General features: G+C 71.2%; 14 protein-coding genes and 1 pseudogene. 7 read left to right on the top strand and 8 right to left on the bottom strand.

Annotated elements, in window-relative coordinates; all coding sequences use genetic code 11:
- The first annotated feature begins 155 nt into the window (after positions 1 to 155).
- A complete protein-coding gene (gene pepN, locus JYK17_RS34025) occupies positions 156 to 2,726 on the top strand; it encodes an aminopeptidase N (RefSeq protein ID WP_222811882.1) in 2,571 nt (856 codons plus the stop codon).
- A gap of 62 nt (positions 2,727 to 2,788) precedes the next feature.
- Here the strand turns inward: pepN and JYK17_RS34020 are convergent, their stop codons facing one another.
- The 3 genes from JYK17_RS34020 to JYK17_RS34010 all read right to left on the bottom strand — a co-directional run bounded on the left by JYK17_RS34020 (position 2,789) and on the right by JYK17_RS34010 (position 6,512).
- Positions 2,789 to 3,547 (bottom strand): SDR family NAD(P)-dependent oxidoreductase, encoded by a 759-nt coding sequence (locus JYK17_RS34020; RefSeq protein ID WP_128802902.1) that lies wholly within the window; start codon positions 3,545 to 3,547, stop codon positions 2,789 to 2,791.
- Positions 3,548 to 3,619: 72 nt separating this feature from the next.
- Entirely contained in the window at positions 3,620 to 4,957 is a 1,338-nt protein-coding gene (locus tag JYK17_RS34015) for a sigma-70 family RNA polymerase sigma factor (protein WP_222811891.1), read from the bottom strand.
- A 118-nt stretch (positions 4,958 to 5,075) separates the two neighbouring features.
- Positions 5,076 to 6,512: an FAD-dependent monooxygenase gene (locus JYK17_RS34010; protein WP_108014723.1), complete on the bottom strand. Its 1,437-nt coding sequence runs from the start codon at positions 6,510 to 6,512 to the stop codon at positions 5,076 to 5,078.
- Between the two features lie 122 nt (positions 6,513 to 6,634).
- Between JYK17_RS34010 and JYK17_RS34005 the strand changes: the two genes are divergently transcribed.
- A complete protein-coding gene (locus tag JYK17_RS34005) occupies positions 6,635 to 7,237 on the top strand; it encodes a TetR/AcrR family transcriptional regulator (protein ID WP_108014724.1) in 603 nt (200 codons plus the stop codon).
- A 101-nt stretch (positions 7,238 to 7,338) separates the two neighbouring features.
- Here the strand turns inward: JYK17_RS34005 and JYK17_RS34000 are convergent, their stop codons facing one another.
- The 5 genes and pseudogenes from JYK17_RS34000 to JYK17_RS33980 form a co-directional block, all read right to left on the bottom strand.
- Positions 7,339 to 7,602 (bottom strand): hypothetical protein, encoded by a 264-nt coding sequence (locus JYK17_RS34000; RefSeq protein ID WP_108014725.1) that lies wholly within the window; start codon positions 7,600 to 7,602, stop codon positions 7,339 to 7,341.
- A 63-nt stretch (positions 7,603 to 7,665) separates the two neighbouring features.
- A pseudogene (locus JYK17_RS33995) lies at positions 7,666 to 7,884 on the bottom strand (hypothetical protein); the annotation flags it as partial.
- Between the two features lie 20 nt (positions 7,885 to 7,904).
- The gene (malQ, locus tag JYK17_RS33990) at positions 7,905 to 10,010 is read right to left on the bottom strand and encodes a 4-alpha-glucanotransferase (protein ID WP_222811881.1); all 2,106 of its coding nucleotides are present in this window, start codon (positions 10,008 to 10,010) and stop codon (positions 7,905 to 7,907) included.
- Positions 10,011 to 10,244, bottom strand: coding sequence for a hypothetical protein (locus JYK17_RS33985; RefSeq protein WP_108014727.1), 234 nt, complete (start codon positions 10,242 to 10,244; stop codon positions 10,011 to 10,013).
- Positions 10,245 to 10,480: 236 nt separating this feature from the next.
- The gene (locus JYK17_RS33980) at positions 10,481 to 11,017 is read right to left on the bottom strand and encodes an HNH endonuclease (RefSeq protein ID WP_108014728.1); all 537 of its coding nucleotides are present in this window, start codon (positions 11,015 to 11,017) and stop codon (positions 10,481 to 10,483) included.
- Between the two features lie 318 nt (positions 11,018 to 11,335).
- Here JYK17_RS33980 and JYK17_RS33975 point away from each other — a divergent pair, with 318 nt between their 5' ends.
- The 5 genes from JYK17_RS33975 (at position 11,336) to JYK17_RS33955 (ending at position 17,076) form a co-directional block, all read left to right on the top strand.
- Complete coding sequence (locus JYK17_RS33975; RefSeq protein ID WP_164932238.1) at positions 11,336 to 12,430, top strand: mechanosensitive ion channel family protein; 1,095 nt, start codon at positions 11,336 to 11,338, stop codon at positions 12,428 to 12,430.
- 174 nt (positions 12,431 to 12,604) lie between these two features.
- A complete protein-coding gene (locus JYK17_RS33970) occupies positions 12,605 to 13,816 on the top strand; it encodes an ROK family transcriptional regulator (protein ID WP_108014730.1) in 1,212 nt (403 codons plus the stop codon).
- A 61-nt stretch (positions 13,817 to 13,877) separates the two neighbouring features.
- Positions 13,878 to 15,239, top strand: a complete 1,362-nt coding sequence (locus JYK17_RS33965) for an ABC transporter substrate-binding protein (protein WP_234547825.1) — start codon at positions 13,878 to 13,880, stop codon at positions 15,237 to 15,239.
- Positions 15,239 to 16,180 carry a carbohydrate ABC transporter permease gene (locus tag JYK17_RS33960; protein ID WP_108014731.1) on the top strand — a complete coding sequence of 314 codons (942 nt, stop codon included), beginning with the start codon at positions 15,239 to 15,241 and terminating at the stop codon, positions 16,178 to 16,180. Before JYK17_RS33965 ends, JYK17_RS33960 begins: the two co-directional genes overlap by 1 nt.
- Before the next feature lie 2 nt (positions 16,181 to 16,182).
- Positions 16,183 to 17,076 carry a carbohydrate ABC transporter permease gene (locus tag JYK17_RS33955; protein WP_108014732.1) on the top strand — a complete coding sequence of 298 codons (894 nt, stop codon included), beginning with the start codon at positions 16,183 to 16,185 and terminating at the stop codon, positions 17,074 to 17,076.
- The last annotated feature ends 5 nt before the right edge of the window (positions 17,077 to 17,081 follow it).

Here is a 17,081-nt window from a genome sequence, read left to right as displayed (position 1 = left end):
TCCAGGCTGGCGCGCGCGGGGCCGCGGGACCGGCGGGATTCGGACGTGGCGGTCCGGCGCCGCGGACCGGGGAAGGCATCGGGAAAACCCTCGTCCCCCTGTCCGCGATCACGTGGAAGGATGGCGCCACCGACACATGACGAGGAGATGACCCGGTGCCTGGCACAAACCTGACCCGCGAAGAGGCACAGCAGCGGGCGAAGCTGCTCACCGTTGACTCCTACGAGATCGATCTCGACCTTTCCGGCGCACAGGAGGGCGGCACCTACCGGTCCGTGACCACGGTGCGCTTCGACGTGGCCGAAACCGGCGCGGAGTCGTTCATCGACCTGGTCGCCCCGACCGTGCACGAAGTCACGCTCAACGGCGACGCACTCGACGCCGCGGAGCTGTTCAAGGACTCCCGGATCGCCCTTCCCGGTCTGCTGCAGGGCCGCAACGTCCTGCGCGTCGTCGCCGACTGCGCCTACACCAACACCGGCGAGGGCCTGCACCGCTTCGTCGACCCGGTCGACCAGCAGGCGTACCTCTACACCCAGTTCGAGGTCCCGGACGCCCGCCGCGTCTTCGCCTCCTTCGAGCAGCCCGACCTGAAGGCCACCTTCCAGTTCACCGTGAAGGCGCCGCCCGGCTGGACCGTCGTCTCCAACTCCCCGACGCCCGAGCCCCGGGACGACACCTGGGTCTTCGAGCCGACCCCGCGGATCTCGTCGTACATCACCGCGCTGATCGTCGGCCCGTACCACTCGGTGCACAGCGTCTACGAGAAGAACGGCCAGAGCGTGCCGCTCGGCATCTACTGCCGGCCCTCGCTCGCGGAGTACCTGGACTCGGACGCCATCTTCGAGGTCACCCGGCAGGGCTTCGACTGGTTCCAGGAGAAGTTCGACTACGCGTACCCCTTCGAGAAGTACGACCAGCTGTTCGTGCCGGAGTTCAACGCGGGCGCGATGGAGAACGCGGGCGCGGTCACCATCCGAGACCAGTACGTCTTCCGGTCCAAGGTGACCGACGCGGCGTACGAGGTGCGGGCGGAGACGATCCTGCACGAGCTGGCGCACATGTGGTTCGGCGACCTGGTCACCATGGAGTGGTGGAACGACCTGTGGCTGAACGAGTCGTTCGCCACGTACACCTCGATCGCCTGCCAGGCCCACGCCCCCGACTCGCGCTGGCCGCACTCCTGGACGACGTTCGCCAACTCCATGAAGACGTGGGCCTACCGGCAGGACCAGCTGCCCTCCACCCACCCGATCATGGCCGAGATCAACGACCTGGACGACGTCCTGGTCAACTTCGACGGCATCACCTACGCCAAGGGCGCCTCGGTCCTCAAGCAGCTCGTCGCCTACGTCGGCATGGACGCGTTCTTCGCGGGCGTGCAGGCCTACTTCAAGCGCCACGCCTTCGGCAACACGCGCCTGTCCGACCTGCTCGGCGCGCTGGAGGAGACCTCGGGGCGTGACCTGAAGACCTGGTCGAAGAAGTGGCTGCAGACGGCGGGCATCAACGTCCTGCGGCCCGAGATCGAGACAGACGCCGACAATGTGATCACCTCCTTCGCGATCCGCCAGGAGGCCCCCGCGCTGCCCGTCGGCGCCAAGGGCGAGCCGACGCTGCGCCCGCACCGCATCGCCGTGGGCCTGTACGACCTCCACGCCGACAGCGGCAAGCTGGTGCGCGGCGACCGCATCGAGCTGGACGTCGACGGCGAGCTGACGGCCGTGCCGCAGCTGGCCGGCCGGCCGCGTCCGGCGGTGATCCTGCTCAACGACGACGACCTGTCCTACGCGAAGGTCCGGCTGGACGAGGCGTCCCTCGCCGTCGTCACCGAGCACCTCGGCGACTTCGAGGCGTCGCTCCCGCGCGCCCTGTGCTGGGCCTCGGCCTGGGACATGACCCGGGACGCGGAGCTCGCCACCCGGGACTACCTCGCCCTGGTCCTGTCGGGCATCGGCAAGGAGTCCGACATCGGTGTGGTGCAGTCGCTGCACCGCCAGGTGAAGCTGGCGATCGACCTGTACGCCGACCCGGCCACCCGCGAGGCCCTGCTCACCCGCTGGACCGACGCCACGCTGGCCCACCTGCGCTCGGCCGCTCCGGGCAGCGACCACCAGCTGGCCTGGGCGCGGGCGTTCACGGCGACGGCCCGCACGCCGGAGCAGCTGGACCTGCTGGAGTCGCTGCTGGACGGTTCGCAGACGGTCGAGGGCCTGGCCGTCGACACCGAGCTGCGCTGGGCGTTCGTGCACCGGCTCGCCGCGGTCGGCCGCTGGGACGAGGCGGAGATCGCCGGCGAGTACGAACTGGACAGGACCGCCGCCGGCGAGCGCCACGCGGCCAGTGCCCGCGCCGCCCGGCCGACCGCGGAGGCGAAGGCGGAGGTGTGGGCGTCGGTCGTGGAGTCCGACAAGCTGCCGAACGCCGTCCAGGAGGCCGTCATCGGCGGCTTCGTCCAGACCGACCAGCGCGAGCTGCTCGCTCCGTACACCGAGAAGTACTTCGAGGTGGTCAAGGACATCTGGGAGTCCCGTTCGCACGAGATCGCCCAGCAGATCGCGGTCGGCCTCTACCCGGCGATCCAGGTCTCGCAGGAGACGCTGGAGCGGACGGACGCGTGGCTGGCCTCCGCCGAGCCCGGCGCGGCCCTGCGCCGCCTGGTCTCCGAGTCCCGCTCGGGCATCGAGCGTGCGCTCAGGGCGCAGGCCGCGGACGCGCGGGCGTAGTCGCCGCTCCGCACACGAAGGGCGTCCGGTGTCGCACCGGGCGCCCTTCGCCGTCGCCGCCGTCAGCGCGGGACCATGCCGCCGGTGACGTTGACGAAGGTGCCGGTGATGCCGGCCGCGTGGTCGGAGGCGAGGAAGACGGCCGTGGCGGCGACGTCGGCGAGGGTGGGGTTGCGGCGGGTCATGCGCATCCCGGCGAGGCCCTCGACGATGCCCTGGACGGCGTTCTCGTCGATGGCCGGGTTGACCGCGGAGAGCTTCTCGACGCTGAACGTCTCGGGGATCCCGGCCGCCCACAGGCCCACGGCACGCACCCCGCGCGGCCCACACTCCACCGCGAGGTTGCGGACGAGGGTGTCGACGGCGGCGTCCGCGGGGCCGGTGCCGCCCATCATCGGACTGCCGTGCGCGGAGCCGCTGTTGAGGGTGAGGACGACACCGGAGCCGCGCTCGGCCATCCGGCGGGCGGCGCCGCGGGCGGTGATGAAGTTCGCGCGGGCGCCGTTGATCACGGGCCGCATGAAGTCGTCCACGGGCATCTCGGTCAGCGGGGCGCCCTGCACATCGCCGCGGGTGACGAGGTTGAAGGAGATGTCGACGTCGCCGACGCGGGCGAGGTGCTCCTCCACGGCCGCCTCGTCGAGCGCGTCGACGACCGCGATCTCGGCGTCCTTGATGCCCGCGGCCACCGCCTCGAGGGTCTTACGGGTCCGGCCGACCAGGTGGACGCGGGCGCCCTCGGCGGCGAAGGCGCGGGCCACCGCACCGCCGATCGAGCCGCCGGCGCCGTAGACGATCGCGGTCTTGTCGGTGAGCTGCATGGTGATCTCCTCGGTAGGGGTGCTGCGGGTCGGTCGGTCATACAGACGCACGGCACCCCGGACGCTCATCGGTCACAGCTTCAGCGGCAGTCCGAAGGCCGGGAAGAGGTGCGGTTCGAAGGAGGTGATCTCCACGATCCGGTCGTCCGCGTCGAAGCGGAGCACGTCCAGGACCTGGGCCCGGTGGACGTGCGTACCGGGTCTGCGGACGTAACCCCCGGCCGCCAACTGGCCGTTGGCGCGGGCGGGCAGGTGGCGCCAGTGCCCGAAGAACATGGGCGAGGCGGGGTCGAGGGTGGGCCGCAGGAAGTCGACGAGGGCGTCCCGGCCCGTGAACCAGAACGGGTTGGGCGGCATGGTGAGCCGGACGTCCTTGCTGAGCAGGTCGGTCATCGCGTCGAGGTCGAGCCGCTCGGCGGCGGTCATATAGCTCTGCAGAGCGGCCCGCTGGGCCTGGGTCGGCTCCCCCGCGCTCCAGTCGGCGCGCGGTCCGGGCAGCCGGTCGCGCAGGGTGGGCCGGGCCCGCTGCAGGGCGCTGTTGGCGGAGGCGACGGTCAGGCCGAGGGCCTCGGCGGTCTCGGCGGCGGTCAGGCCCAGCACGTCCCGCAGGATCAGCACGGCCCGCTGGCGGGGCGGTAGGTGCTGGAGGGCGGCGAGGAAGACCAGCTCCAGGGTCTCGCGCGAGACGGCGGCGACGTCCGGCCCGTCCTCCTCGGCCGCCGGGAGTTCGTCGTCGGGGTAGGGCTGCAGCCAGGTGATGCGGTCGGGTGCCTCGCCGGTGCCGTGGTTCATACCGGGGACCGGCTCGTAGCGCTGCGGGCGGCGGGCGGTGCGGCGCTGGAAGTCCAGGCAGGCGTTGGTGGCGATGCGGTACAGCCAGGTGCGCGCGCCGGCCCGCCGCTCGAAGGCGTCCCGGGCCCGCCAGGCCCGCAGGAACGTTTCCTGCACCAGGTCCTCGGCGTCGTCGTAGGAACCGGTCATGCGGTAGCAGTGCACCTGGATCTCACGGCGGTGCGACTCGGTGAGGGCGGCGAAGTCGGTCTCGGTGAGGAGGGAGGGGGCGGCGGGGGGTTTCGTCACGGAGGCCGCAGTGACGGAATCCTTCGCGGTCTTGGTCACGCTCTCCTTCGCGCTCTCCCGGGCGATCCGGGCGACGCGGCGCAGGCGGGCGACCGAGGCCGACAGGTCGGTCACTCCGGAGTACAGGACGGAGGGCGGTTGCGGGGTCAGGTCCCCGACCTGCTGCGCGATCTCCTCGATCAGCGCCTCCACGCCGCTCGGGGCGGTCCCCCGCCGCTCCCGGTACGCCTTCTGCCGGCACGCGGCCGAGCAGTACACGGAGCTGCGGCCCGACCGGCCGGCACGCGCGGGGAGCTGCTTGCCGCAGCTTGCACAGACCTGGGCGACCACGGGCACCTCCACAAGTGCGGGCACTGCGTCACGCGAGAGCCCTGTGACGCTATCGCGGACAGGGGCGCGTGGAGCCGTAAAGCCCCACGCGCCCCTGCCCGCGACAGCGTGCGCGGTCTCAGCCCACGTGCGCCGCGAGCGCCTCGTCGATCCTGGCGGTGTCCGCCGAGTCCGCCGCCCACGCCACGTATCCGTCGGGGCGGACCAGGACGGTCGTACGGCGGTCGCTCATCCAGTGCTCCACGGCCAGCCGGTCCTTGCGGGCGCCCCCGTCCTCGTACGCCTTCGGGGTGATCAGCACGAACCGGCCGCCGCGCAGGGCCTCGTAGAGGCGGCCGCCCTCGAGGGGCAGGTCGGCGACGCGGGTGCCGGTCAGGCGGTGGGCGCCGCGGGGGGCGGGGTAGCGGTAGCCGATGCCGGTGACGCCGCCGACGGCCTTGCGGCGGGCCGGGCCGACACGGTTGAGCACGGTGGTCAGCGCCGCCCGCAGCGCCAGCGTCCAGGGCCGCTTGGCCATCGCGAGCCGGACGATGCCGCCGCTGCTGCGCAGCACCGCCTTGCCCACGGGGTGCCGCTCGGCCTGGTAGGTGTCCAGCAGGGCGGCGTCCGCGTGGCCCTGGATGACGGCGGCCAGCTTCCAGCTGAGGTTGGCCGAGTCCTGCAGGCCGGTGTTCATGCCCTGGCCGCCGGCCGGGGTGTGGACGTGCGCGGCGTCCCCGGCGAGGAAGACGCGGCCCACGCGGTAGGCGGGCGCCTGGCGTTCGTCGCTGTGGAAGCGGGACATCCAGCGCGCGTCGCGCATGCCGTAGTCGCGGCCGAGGGCGAGCCGGGTGACCTCCCTGACCTCGTCGAGGTCGAGGGGCTCGCTGTCGGCGACGTCGCGGGCGCGGTTCCAGGCGATGACACGGTAGTAGCCGTCGCCGAAGGGCGCGAGGAAGGCGAAGGCGTCGCCGACGGCGCTGACCGTCAGCAGGTTCTCGGGCTCCTCGGTCAGCCGTACGTCCGCGAGGACGACGGAGCGGATGACGGAGTGGCCGGGGAAGGGGAGATCGATCGCCGCGCGCACGGCACTGCGCATGCCGTCGGTGCCGACGACGTACTCGGCCCGCAGGCTCTCCGTCTCGCCCTCGGCCGTGCGGACCTCGACGGTCACGCCGTCCGCGTCCTGGGTCAGTGCGGTCAGCTCGGTGTCGTAGCGGAAGTCCACCCCGGCCTCGACGGCGCGGCGCTGCAGGGCCTTCTCCACCTCGTACTGCGGGATGACCAGGAGGTGGTTGAAGCGGGAGGGGAGCGTGCCGAGCTCGATGCTGAGGCGTCCGAAGAGCCGCAGGCTGTCGAGGGGGCGGCCGACCGCTTCCAGGCCGTCGGCGAGACCGCGGGCGTCGAGCTGCTCCAGGGTGCGGGCGTGCAGGACGAAGGCGCGGGAGAGGTTGCTGGTCTTGTGCGGGCGCTTCTCGACGAGCGTGACGGGCACGCCGGCCGCGGCCAGGTCCCCGGCCAGCAGCAGACCCGCGGGGCCCGCGCCTACGACGATCACCGAGTGCTGAGTCCGCATGACGACCTCCACTGGTCAACGCTTGTTTGCCTACGAGTGTTTGCCAACGTGCGTTGACCACGCTAGACCCGGCAATACAGGGAAGTCAACACTTGTAGGCCAACAGATGTTGGCCTACGCTTGTGGGTGTGAAGGTCAGCAACAGCAGCAGCACGGGTTCCGGCGGCGGAGCCCGCCGGCGTTCGGACGTCACCCGGGACGCCATCCTCGCCGCGGCCCGCGAGCGCTTCGCGACGGACGGGTACGAGCGGGCCACGATCCGCGCGATCGCCAAGGACGCGGACATCGATCCGTCCATGGTCATGCGGTACTACGGCAACAAGGAGGGGCTGTTCGCGGCGGCGGTCGCGATCGACCTGTCCATGCCGGAGGTGGGGGCGCTGCCTCCGCACGAGATCGGCAGGGCGCTCGTGGCGCACTTCCTCGGCATGTGGGAGGAGAACGAGGTGCTGACGGCGCTGTTGCGGGTCGGCGTGACCAACGGGTCAGGGGCCGAACGGATGCAGTCGGTCTTCCGGGACCAGCTGATCCCGGTCGCGCGGGCGGCGTGCCCCGACCCGGGGCAGGCGCCCGCGCGGGCCGCGCTCGCCGCCGCGCAGCTGCTCGGGCTGGCGCTCACGCGCTATGTGCTGCGGTTCCCGCCGACTGTGGCGCTGAGCCGCGAGGAGATCGTGGCGTGGCTGGCGCCGACGCTGCAGCGGTATCTGACGGCGCGGGAGCCGTGAGGCGCTCCGGTCGTGGGGGGCGGCGATGGCGGCGGCAGCCGCCACGACCGCGGTAGGAGTCCCCGCTCGGGACTTGAAACCTAGGCCTTGAGCCTTGAGCCTCAGGCCTTCACGTCGACGTTGGAGGTGGTGTCGTCCCGCCTGTCGTGGGACTTGTCCAGGACGAACACCAGGCCCGCGATGACCGCGAACAGGGCGAGCGGGATCAGGACGTAGAGGCCCAGCGTCTGGATGACGCTCAGGCCGTTGCCGGGGTCGTCGCCGTCGTCGCGCGTGAGCGCGAGCGCGGGGGACGACATGAGCAGCATCATCAGCGTCGTACCGGCAGCCAGGGCGCCGGCGCGCAGGGCGTTCTTCTTGTCCACGCCACCAAAAATAGCCAACGCCGGTGTGGGCCGCGCGCCCGGGGTGCCGTACGGGACCCCGCCCTACCCCTCCTCCGCCCGCAGCACGTCGATCAGCGCGTGCAGGCGCGGGGAGCCGGCCAGTTCCTCCAAGGTCACCGGACACCCCTCCGCATCCGCCACCGGCAGCCGCCAGTTCGGGTACTGGTCCCAGGTACCCGGCAGGTTCTGCGGGCGGCGGTCGCCGACCGTGTCGGGGAGCCAGACGCCGAGCATGCGGGACGGGGTGCGCAGGAGGTGCCGTGTACCAGACGGACCCCGCCCTACCCCTCACCCTCCGCCCGCAACACCTCGATCAGCGCGTGCAGACGCGGCGAGCGGGCCAGTTCCTCCAAGGTCACCGGACACCCCTCCGCATCCGCCACCGGCAGCCGCCAGTTCGGGTACTGGTCCCAGGTACCCGGCAGGTTCTGCGGGCGGCGGTCGCCGACCGTGTCGGGGAGCCAGACGCCGAGCATGCGGGACGGAGTGTGCAGGAGGAAGCGGTGGACGGCCTGGATCTCGGCCTCCTCCTCCGAGGCGGCGTGGCCGCCCCCCGTCCCGTGCAGCAGGCCGAGGCGGGTGAGCAGGGTCAGCCACTCGCCGGTGTCGGCCGCCGCCTCGGCGCGCTCCTCCTCCAGCGGGCGGGTGAGCAGGCCCAGGCGGTGGCGCAGTTCGACGTGCTCGCCGGTCAGCCGGGCCGCGGTGGAGGGCAGGTCGTGGGTGGTGGCGGTGGCCAGGCAGTCGGCGCGCCAGCGCTCGGGCGGCAGCGGGCGCCCGTCGCCCTCCCAGTCCCGCTCGAACCACAGCACCGACGTACCGAGCACCCCGCGCTCGCGCAGCGATTCGCGCACACCCGGCTCGACCGTGCCGAGGTCCTCGCCGATGACGAGCGCCCCGGCCCGCGAGGCCTCCAGGACGAGGATCGCGAGCATGGCCTCGGCGTCGTAGCGGACGTAGGTGCCCTCGGTGGGCGGGTGGCCCTGGGGCACCCACCAGAGCCGGAACAGGCCCATGACGTGGTCGATGCGCAGGGCGCCCGCGTAGCGGAACAGGGCCCGCAGCAGACGGCGGTAGGGCGCGTAGCCGGACTCGGCGAGGCGGTCCGGGCGCCAGGGCGGCAAACCCCAGTCCTGGCCGCGGGCGTTGAAGGCGTCCGGTGGGGCGCCCACCGACATGCCGGCGGCGAAGTACTCCTGCTGCGCCCAGGCGTCGGCGCCCTGCGGGTGCACCCCGACCGCGAGGTCGTGCACGATGCCGACCGGCATCCCGGCCTCGCGCGCGGTGCGCTGCGCCTCGGTGAGCTGGGCGTCGGTGAGCCAGGCCAGCCGGGAGTAGAAGTCCACGCGGTCCATCAACTGGCCCCGTGCGCGCGCGGTTCCGGCCGAGCGGGGGTCGCGCAGCTCCTCCGGCCAGCGGCTCCAGTCGGAGCCGTGCACCTCGGCCAGCGCGTACCAGGTGGCGTGGTCCTCCAGGGCCTGGCCCTGTTCGGCGAGGAAGTCGACGTAGGCGGCGCGTCTGCCGGGCCCGAGCTCCACCTCGCGGATCAGCTCCAGCGCCTCGCGCTTGAGCGCCCACACCGCGTCCCGGTCGATCAGCGCCCCCTTCTCCAGCACCGACGCGCGCAGTCCGGCGGCGCGTCCGCGCAGCGTCCGCAGGCGCTCGCCGTCCTCCACGTAGGCGTACTCGGGGATGTCCTCGACGCGCAGGTGCACCGGGTCGGGGAAGCGGCGGGAGGAGGGGCGGTAGGGCGAGGGGTCGGTGGGGGCTCCCGGTACGGCCGCGTGCAGCGGGTTGACCTGGACGAAGCCCGCGCCGAGCGCACGCCCGGCCCAGGCGCCGAGCTCGGCCAGGTCACCGAGGTCGCCCATGCCCCAGGAGCGCCGGGAGAACAGGGAGTAGAGCTGGACGAGCAGGCCGTAGGAGCGGGCTGTGGACGTGGTCAGCCGGGGCGGGGCGACGACGAGATGGGCCTCGGCGGTGCGTCCGTCGGGCGCGGTGGCCGTCAACCGGTGGACGCCCGGCGGGAGTTGGTCGGTCCCGGTCTGCGTCTCGCCCTGCTCGGTCTCGATGTGCAGCCGGGTGCCGGTCGCCAGGGCCGCGAGCGCGGGGGACGTGCCGCCGCTCCACAGGACCACGGTCGGGGGCAGAAGCCGTTCGCCCAGCTCCTGCTCACGGGCGGCGAGCGCGGCGCTGACCGCCTCGGGGGTGGAGGCGTCGACGCCGAGGGCGGCGAGGGCGAGGGTGACGGCGGTGGCCGAGGCCGCGACCGTGCGGTCCGGGGAAGGGCTGTAGGAGGTGGCGACGCCGTGCAGCGCGGCGAGCCGGGACAGGTCCTCGGAGGGCGGTCCGGACTGGGGTCCGGCGGGCGGTTCGGCCGCTGCTGTCATCTAGAACCTCGTGGTCTCCGGCTCCAGGCCCACTGCCTCGCTGGTCAGGGGGGTGGCGTCGGCGAGGGGCGGCTCGCTGGTGAGGGGTTCGGCGTCGGGCAGGGGCGGCTCGCTGGTCAGCGGGGCCTCGACGCAGGTGCCCTCCGAGCCGGATGCGTACAGGTGCGGTTCGTAGTCGGCGAACTCGTCACGTTTGGAAAGGGCCGAGAGCAGAAGCTGTGCCGATGCGGCCACGGGGGCCTCCTTTTCGAGTACGACGCCTGGACGGTTACGGCAGCCCTACCCCGTCGTCGCGACGGCAGACGTCCACGGAGGAACATCGTGCCCCTCATCACATTCCGCGCCGGAAATCCTGCGCTTTCCCGCGCCCCTGGTTCCAAACTTGGCGGTCCCGGGGAGCGCGGGGCACCCCGGGACCGAACGCCGGGCCGTGCGGGATCCTGCGTTCAGGTATGCGAAAGCCCGGACCGTCAGGCGGATATGCCGTCGATCCGGGCCATGGCGTCGTCCGCGCCGAACGGCTGCAAGTAGGGCAGCCAGCGCGGGTCCCTATGGCCGGTGCCGATGATGCGCCAGGCCAGGCCGGTGGGTGGAGCCGGTTTGTGGCGCAGCCGCCAGCCGATCTCGAACAGATGGCGGTCGGCCTTCACGTGGTTGCAGCGGCGGCAGGACGCCACCACGTTGTCCCAGGCGTGCTTGCCCCCGCGGCTGCGCGGGATGACGTGGTCGACGCTGGTTGCGACGCCACCGCAGTACATGCACCGGCCCCCGTCGCGCGCGAAGAGCGCCCGCCGGGTGAGCGGAACGGGCCCCCGGTAGGGCACCCGGACGAATCGCTTGAGCCGGACCACGCTGGGAGCGGGGACGGTGACGGTTGCGCTGTGCATGAAGGCGCCGGACTCCTCGAGGCACACGGCCTTGTTCTCGAGGACCAGTACGAGCGCGCGGCGGAGCGGTACGACGCCGAGTGGCTCGTACGACGCGTTGAGGACCAGGACATGCGGCACGGATGCCTCCTTGTACGCCGGCGGCGCGTGGCTCGCGCCGGGACGATCTGCAGTCAGTCTCCCCTCTGGCCTGGTGGACGCGCCACCATGTGCCGGTAACGGGCTGGGAGTGTTTTCGACCACATCTCATTCATCCCCAGGACGGCAATCGGTTCATCCCACCTGTTCATCCCCACGTGAGCACCGTCTCTCCCCGAAAGACGGCGCGGATCCACACACGATGCCCCGATAGTGTGGTTGACCTGCCCCGCCGGTGACCTTTTCGTGACCTTGACCGCCTGCCGGTGGGGCGGACCGCTGCACCTGGAGGTTCCGCCCGTGTTCTTGCCCGCCGCCCTGCCGGCCGCCGGTCCGTCGCCGTCACCGACCCCCTCGGGTTCGGCGACTCCGGTGGTCCCCACGCTCCAGGACGCCCAGGAGAGCGCGACCAACGCCGCCGGCTGGGTCGAACAGAACTGGTCGACATGGCTCGCGATCGGCCTCAGGGTCCTGCTGATCCTGGTGATCGCCATGGTCCTCAGAGCGGTAGTGAAGCGGGCGATCACCAAGCTGATCGACCGCATGGCCCGCACCGCGCAGGCCGCGGAGGGCACGGCGCTCGGCGGGCTGCTGGTCAACAACGAGCGCCGCCGCCAGCGCTCCCAGGCCATCGGCTCGGTGCTGCGCTCGGTCGCGTCCTTCGTGATCCTGGGTACCGCGGCCCTGATGATCCTGGGCGCCTTCCAGATCAACCTGGCGCCGCTGCTCGCCTCCGCCGGTGTGGCGGGCGTGGCGATCGGTTTCGGCGCCCGCAACCTCGTCACGGACTTCCTCTCCGGCGTCTTCATGATCCTGGAGGACCAGTACGGCGTCGGCGACACGATCGACGCGGGCGTCGCCTCCGGCGAGGTGATCGAGGTCGGCCTGCGCGTGACCAAGCTGCGCGGCGACGGCGGCGAGATCTGGTACGTCCGCAACGGCGAGGTCAAGCGCATCGGCAACCTCTCCCAGGGCTGGGCCACGGCCGGCGTCGACGTGACCGTGAAGGCGTCCGAGGACCTGGACAGGATGAAGGCCACCCTGGACGAGGTCACCGAGAAGATGAGCGCGGAGGAGCCCTGGAACGAGCTCCTGTGGAGCCCGATCGAGGTCCTCGGCCTGGACAGCGTGCTGCTGGACTCGATGGTGGTGCACGTCTCCGCGCGGACGATGCCCGGCAAGTCGCTGACGGTGGAGCGCGAGCTGCGCTGGCGCATCAAGCGTGCCTTCGACGCGGCGGACATCCGCATCGTGGGCGGGGCGACGGCCGTGCCGGAGGAGGAGCTGCCGGACCCGACGGCCGTCGTCGCGGCGCCGTCGGCCTACGCCAACTCGGAGTCCCCGCAGGCGGCCGCGGCCACCCCGATCACGCAGCAGCGGCCGCCGCTGAGGTAGGGGCCCGCCCGGCCCGGCATTCCGCACCGCCCGCGAGGTAACGAGTCCGTTGCCTCGCGGGCGGTTTCTCTTGACGCCCGCTTCGCCCTGGGCTTACGTTCCTCTCGCCAATAGGAAACTTTCCTAACAGTGATCAATGAGAAGCTTGGGCAGTCGAAAGGCAGGTGGCGCCCCATGGCAGGAACGGCCGGCACGCCGGGCACCCCGCGCGTCCTGCGCGCCATGAACGACCGCGCCGCACTGGACCTCCTCCTGGAGCACGGCCCACTCTCCCGCACCCGCATCGGCAAGCTCACCGGCCTGTCCAAGCCCACCGCCTCCCAGCTGCTCGCCCGCCTCGAAGCGGCCGGACTCGTCCTCGCCACCGGCACCACCGAGGGGCGGCCCGGCCCCAACGCCCAGCTGTACGAGGTCAACCCGGCCGCCGCGTACGCCGCCGGGCTCGACGTCACCCCCGAGCGCATCATCGCGGCCGTCGCCGACATCACCGGCCGCACGGTGGGCTCCTACGAACTCGCCACCCCCGGCAGGCGGCCCGCCCAGCCCGTCGTACGGCAGGTCACCGACGCCCTCGACGGCGCCGTGAAGGCCGCGGGGCTCGCCCGCGCCGACGTCCACCGCCTGGTCATCGGCACCCCCGGCGCCTTCGACCCGAACACCGGCCGGCTGCGCTACGCCTCCCACCTGCCGGGCTGGCACGCCCCGAACCTGCTCGACGAGCTCGCCGCCGCCCTGCCGGTGCCGGTGGAGTACGAGAACGACGTCAACCTCGCCGCCGTCGCCGAACAGCGCCTGGGCGCGGCCCGCGGACACGAGGACTTCGTGCTGCTGTGGAACGAGGGGGGCCTCGGCGCCGCCCTCGTCCTCGGCGGCCGGCTGCACCGCGGCTGGACCGGCGGTGCCGGCGAGGTCGGGTTCCTGCCGGTACCGGGCGTGCCCCTGGTCCGGCAGGTGACGAAGGCCAACAGCGGCGGCTACCAGGAGCTGGCCGGTTCGCAGGCCATCCCCGAGCTGGCCCGCGGCCTCGGCATCGAGGACATCCCGGCAGGGCCGTACGCCGAGGCCGGGGCCGCTCTCGTCGCCCGCGCCGCCGAGAGCGACGACGAACCGCACCGGCAGCTGCTGCGGACGTACGCGACCCGGCTGGCCACCGGTCTCGCCTCGCTCGTCTCCGTCCTCGACCCGGAGCTCGTCGTCCTCAGCGGCAGCTCGCTCACCAGCGGGGGCGAGGTGCTGCGCGCCCTCGTGCAGGCCGAGCTGGAGGAGCTGGCCGCCTCCCGGCCCCGGCTCGTGGTCGGCGACGTCCATGAACACCCCGTGCTGCAGGGCGCGTTGGAGAGCGCGCTCGCGGCCACCCGCGACGAGGTCTTCGACACCTCGCGCTGACCCCCTGCCCGTCAGTCCCGCCCCTCCCCCTCAACCCACCCCGTCCCTGGGAGACCTCGTCATGCCCGAAAAGTCCTGGAAAGTGATAGCCGGAGTGTCGCGGAAGACGGCCGTCGCCCTCGCCGCCACCGCCTCCCTCGCCCTGCTGACCACCGCCTGTACCGGCCAGTCCTCCTCCGGCGCGGACGACGACGCCTCGAAGGACACGACCATCAACTTCTGGCACGCCTGGAGCGCGCCGAGCGAGGTCAAGGCCGTCAACACGCTGATCGCCGGCTTCGAGAAGGCGCACCCCAACATCCATGTCAACGTCGTCGCCAACATGACCGACGACAAGATCAACCAGGCGCTGCGCACCGGCGGCGGCAAGGCCCCGGACGTCATCTCCTCCTTCACCACCAACAACGTCGGCAAGTTCTGCTCGTCGGGTGCGCTGGTCGACCTCAACCCCTTCTTCAAGAAGTCGGGCATCGACCCGGAGACGACGTTCCCGAAGGCGATGAACGAGTACACCCAGTTCGACGGCAACCGCTGCACCGCCCCGCTGCTCGGTGACGCCTACGGGCTCTACTACAACAAGACGGCCTTCGCGAAGGCGGGCATCAAGACCCCGCCGAAGACCTGGTCCGAATTCGAGACCGACGCGAAGAAGCTGACCATCCCCCAGGGCGACAGCTACAAGCAGCTCGGCTTCATGCCGGATTACCACGGCTGGGAGACCACGACCGAGCACTACTTCGGGCAGTTCTCACCGACGTACTTCGACAGGGCCGGCAAGTCCGAACTCGCCACGGACCCCGCCTTCCGGGCCGGATTCACCCTCCAGAAGAAGCTCGTCGACGAACTCGGCGGATTCAGGAAGCTGGAGACCTACCGCTCCAAGCTCGGTGACGAATGGGGCGTCAAACACCCCTTCCACACCGGCCAGGTGGCCATGCAGCTCGACGGCGAATGGCGCCTGGGCATGGCCATGGACGCCAAGCCCAAGTTCGACATCGGCGTCGCCCCGCTGCCCGTCCCCGACGACCGGGCGAGCCAGTACGGCAAGGGCTACATCACCGGCACCATCACCGGCATCGCCGCCACCAGCCACAAGCAGAACGCGGCCTGGGAGCTGGTGAAGTACATGACCACCGACACAAACGCGGTGGTGAACTTCTCCAACGGCATCCACAACGTGCCCTCGACGCTCGCCGCCCTGAAGTCCCCCAAGCTGAAGTACGACCCGCGCTTCAAGACGTTCCTGGACATCGCCGCGAACCCGAACTCCACCACGTCGCCCGCCTCCATCAACGGCGGCGTGTATCTGACGACGATCCAGAACTTCGGCTACGACTACGAGAGCGGAAAGGTCACCGACCTCAAGGCCGGCCTGAAGAAGACGGCCGCGCAGATCGACACGGACATCGCGCAGGCGAAGTAATGGCCACGATCACCCTGGCGTCGAAGCGCCGCCGGTCGGCGCTGCGGACTCTCGCCTTCATGTCGCCCTGGTTGATCGGCTTCGCGGTCTTCTTCGCGTACCCGCTGATCTCGACGGTCTACTTCTCCTTCATGCACTACGACGGCTTCAAGCCGCCGACGTGGAGCGGGACGAAGAACTGGAGTTACGTCTTCGAGCACTACCCCTTCTTCTGGCCGGCCCTGCGCAACACCCTCTGGCTGGTGCTGGTGATGGTGACGCTGAGGGTCGTCTTCGGTCTCGGCGTCGGCCTGCTGATCACCAAGATCAAGACGGGCACGGGGGTCTTCCGCACCCTCTTCTATCTGCCCTACCTGGCCCCGCCGGTGGCGGCCACGATGGCGTTCGCCTTTCTGCTCAACCCCGGTACGGGCCCGGTCAACTCCGTCCTGGAGAAGGTCGGCATCCCGGCCCCGGGCTGGTTCAACGACCCGAGCTGGTCCAAGCCGGCCCTGACCCTGCTCGCCCTGTGGGGCATCGGCGACCTGATGGTCATCTTCATGGCGGCGCTGCTCGACGTGCCCCAGGAGCAGTACGAGGCGGCCGAGTTGGACGGGGCGTCGGCGTGGCAGCGGTTCCGGTACGTGACGCTGCCGAACATCTCGCCGATCGTCATGTTCGCGGTCGTCACCGGCGTGATCCAGACGATGCAGTACTACACGCAGCCGCTCATCGCGGGGAAGGTCGCCTCCGGCGTGATCCAGGGCGCGGGCACCCAGTTCGAGCCCGGCTACCCGGAGAAGTCGACCCTGACCCTCCCCCAGCTCGTCTACAACCTCGGCTTCCAGCGCTTCGACTACGGCTCCGCGTGCGTCGTCGCCCTGGTCCTGTTCGCCCTGTCCATGGTGTTCACCGCGTTCCTGATGCGGCGCCGGGGCGGTCTCAACCTGGCAGGTGACTGACCATGGCCCAAGTGCTGGAAAAGCCCGTGCAGTTGAAGTCGCCGGTCTCCCCCGCCGAGCGCACGGCCCGCCGCCGTACGCTGCTGGAGTGGGTCGCCGTCCACGCGCTCGGCGTCGCCGCCGCGCTGTTCTTCGTCCTCCCGTTCGTGTTCGTGCTCCTGACCTCGCTGATGAGCGACAGCCAGGCACTCAGCCGGGATCTGATCCCGCACACCTGGGAATGGTCCAACTACCGGAAGGTCTTCGACACCCCGGGCTTTCTGACCTGGTGGAAGAACACCCTGATCTACGCCGGCCTCGGCACCGTCCTGACCGTCGTCTCCTCGATCCCGGTGGCGTACGCGCTCGCCAAGTTCCGCTTCCGCGGCCGCAATCTGGCGCTCATGCTGGTGATCTCGATGATGATGCTGCCGCCGCAGGTCGTCATCATCCCGATGTACCTGTTCTGGGCGAAGCAGCTGGACCTGTCCGGCACGCTGTGGCCGCTGATCATCCCGATGGCGTTCGGCGACGCGTTCTCCATCTTCCTGCTGCGCCAGTTCCTGATGACCATCCCGAACGAGTACCTGGACGCGGCGAAGGTGGACGGCTGCAGCGAGCTGCGCACCCTGCTGAAGGTCGTCCTGCCGATGGCGCGGCCGGGCATCGCGGCCGTGGCCCTGTTCCAGTTCTTCTACGCCTGGAACGACTACTTCGGCCCGCAGATCTACGCGTCGGAGAACCCCGGCGCCTGGACCCTGTCGTACGGCCTGGAGTCGTTCAAGGGCGCGCACCACACCGACTGGAATCTGACCATGGCCGCCACCGTGCTGGTCATGGCCCCCGTGATCCTCGTGTTCTTCTTCGCCCAGAAGGCGTTCGTCGAAGGCGTCACGCTCACCGGAGTGAAGGGTTAACCCAG

This window comes from Streptomyces plumbidurans, assembly GCF_019857225.1.
In the GTDB taxonomy this organism is placed as follows: domain Bacteria; phylum Actinomycetota; class Actinomycetes; order Streptomycetales; family Streptomycetaceae; genus Streptomyces; species Streptomyces plumbidurans.
The sequence above is the reverse complement of the archived record's forward strand: the minus strand, read 5'-3'. Positions and strand labels throughout refer to the sequence as shown.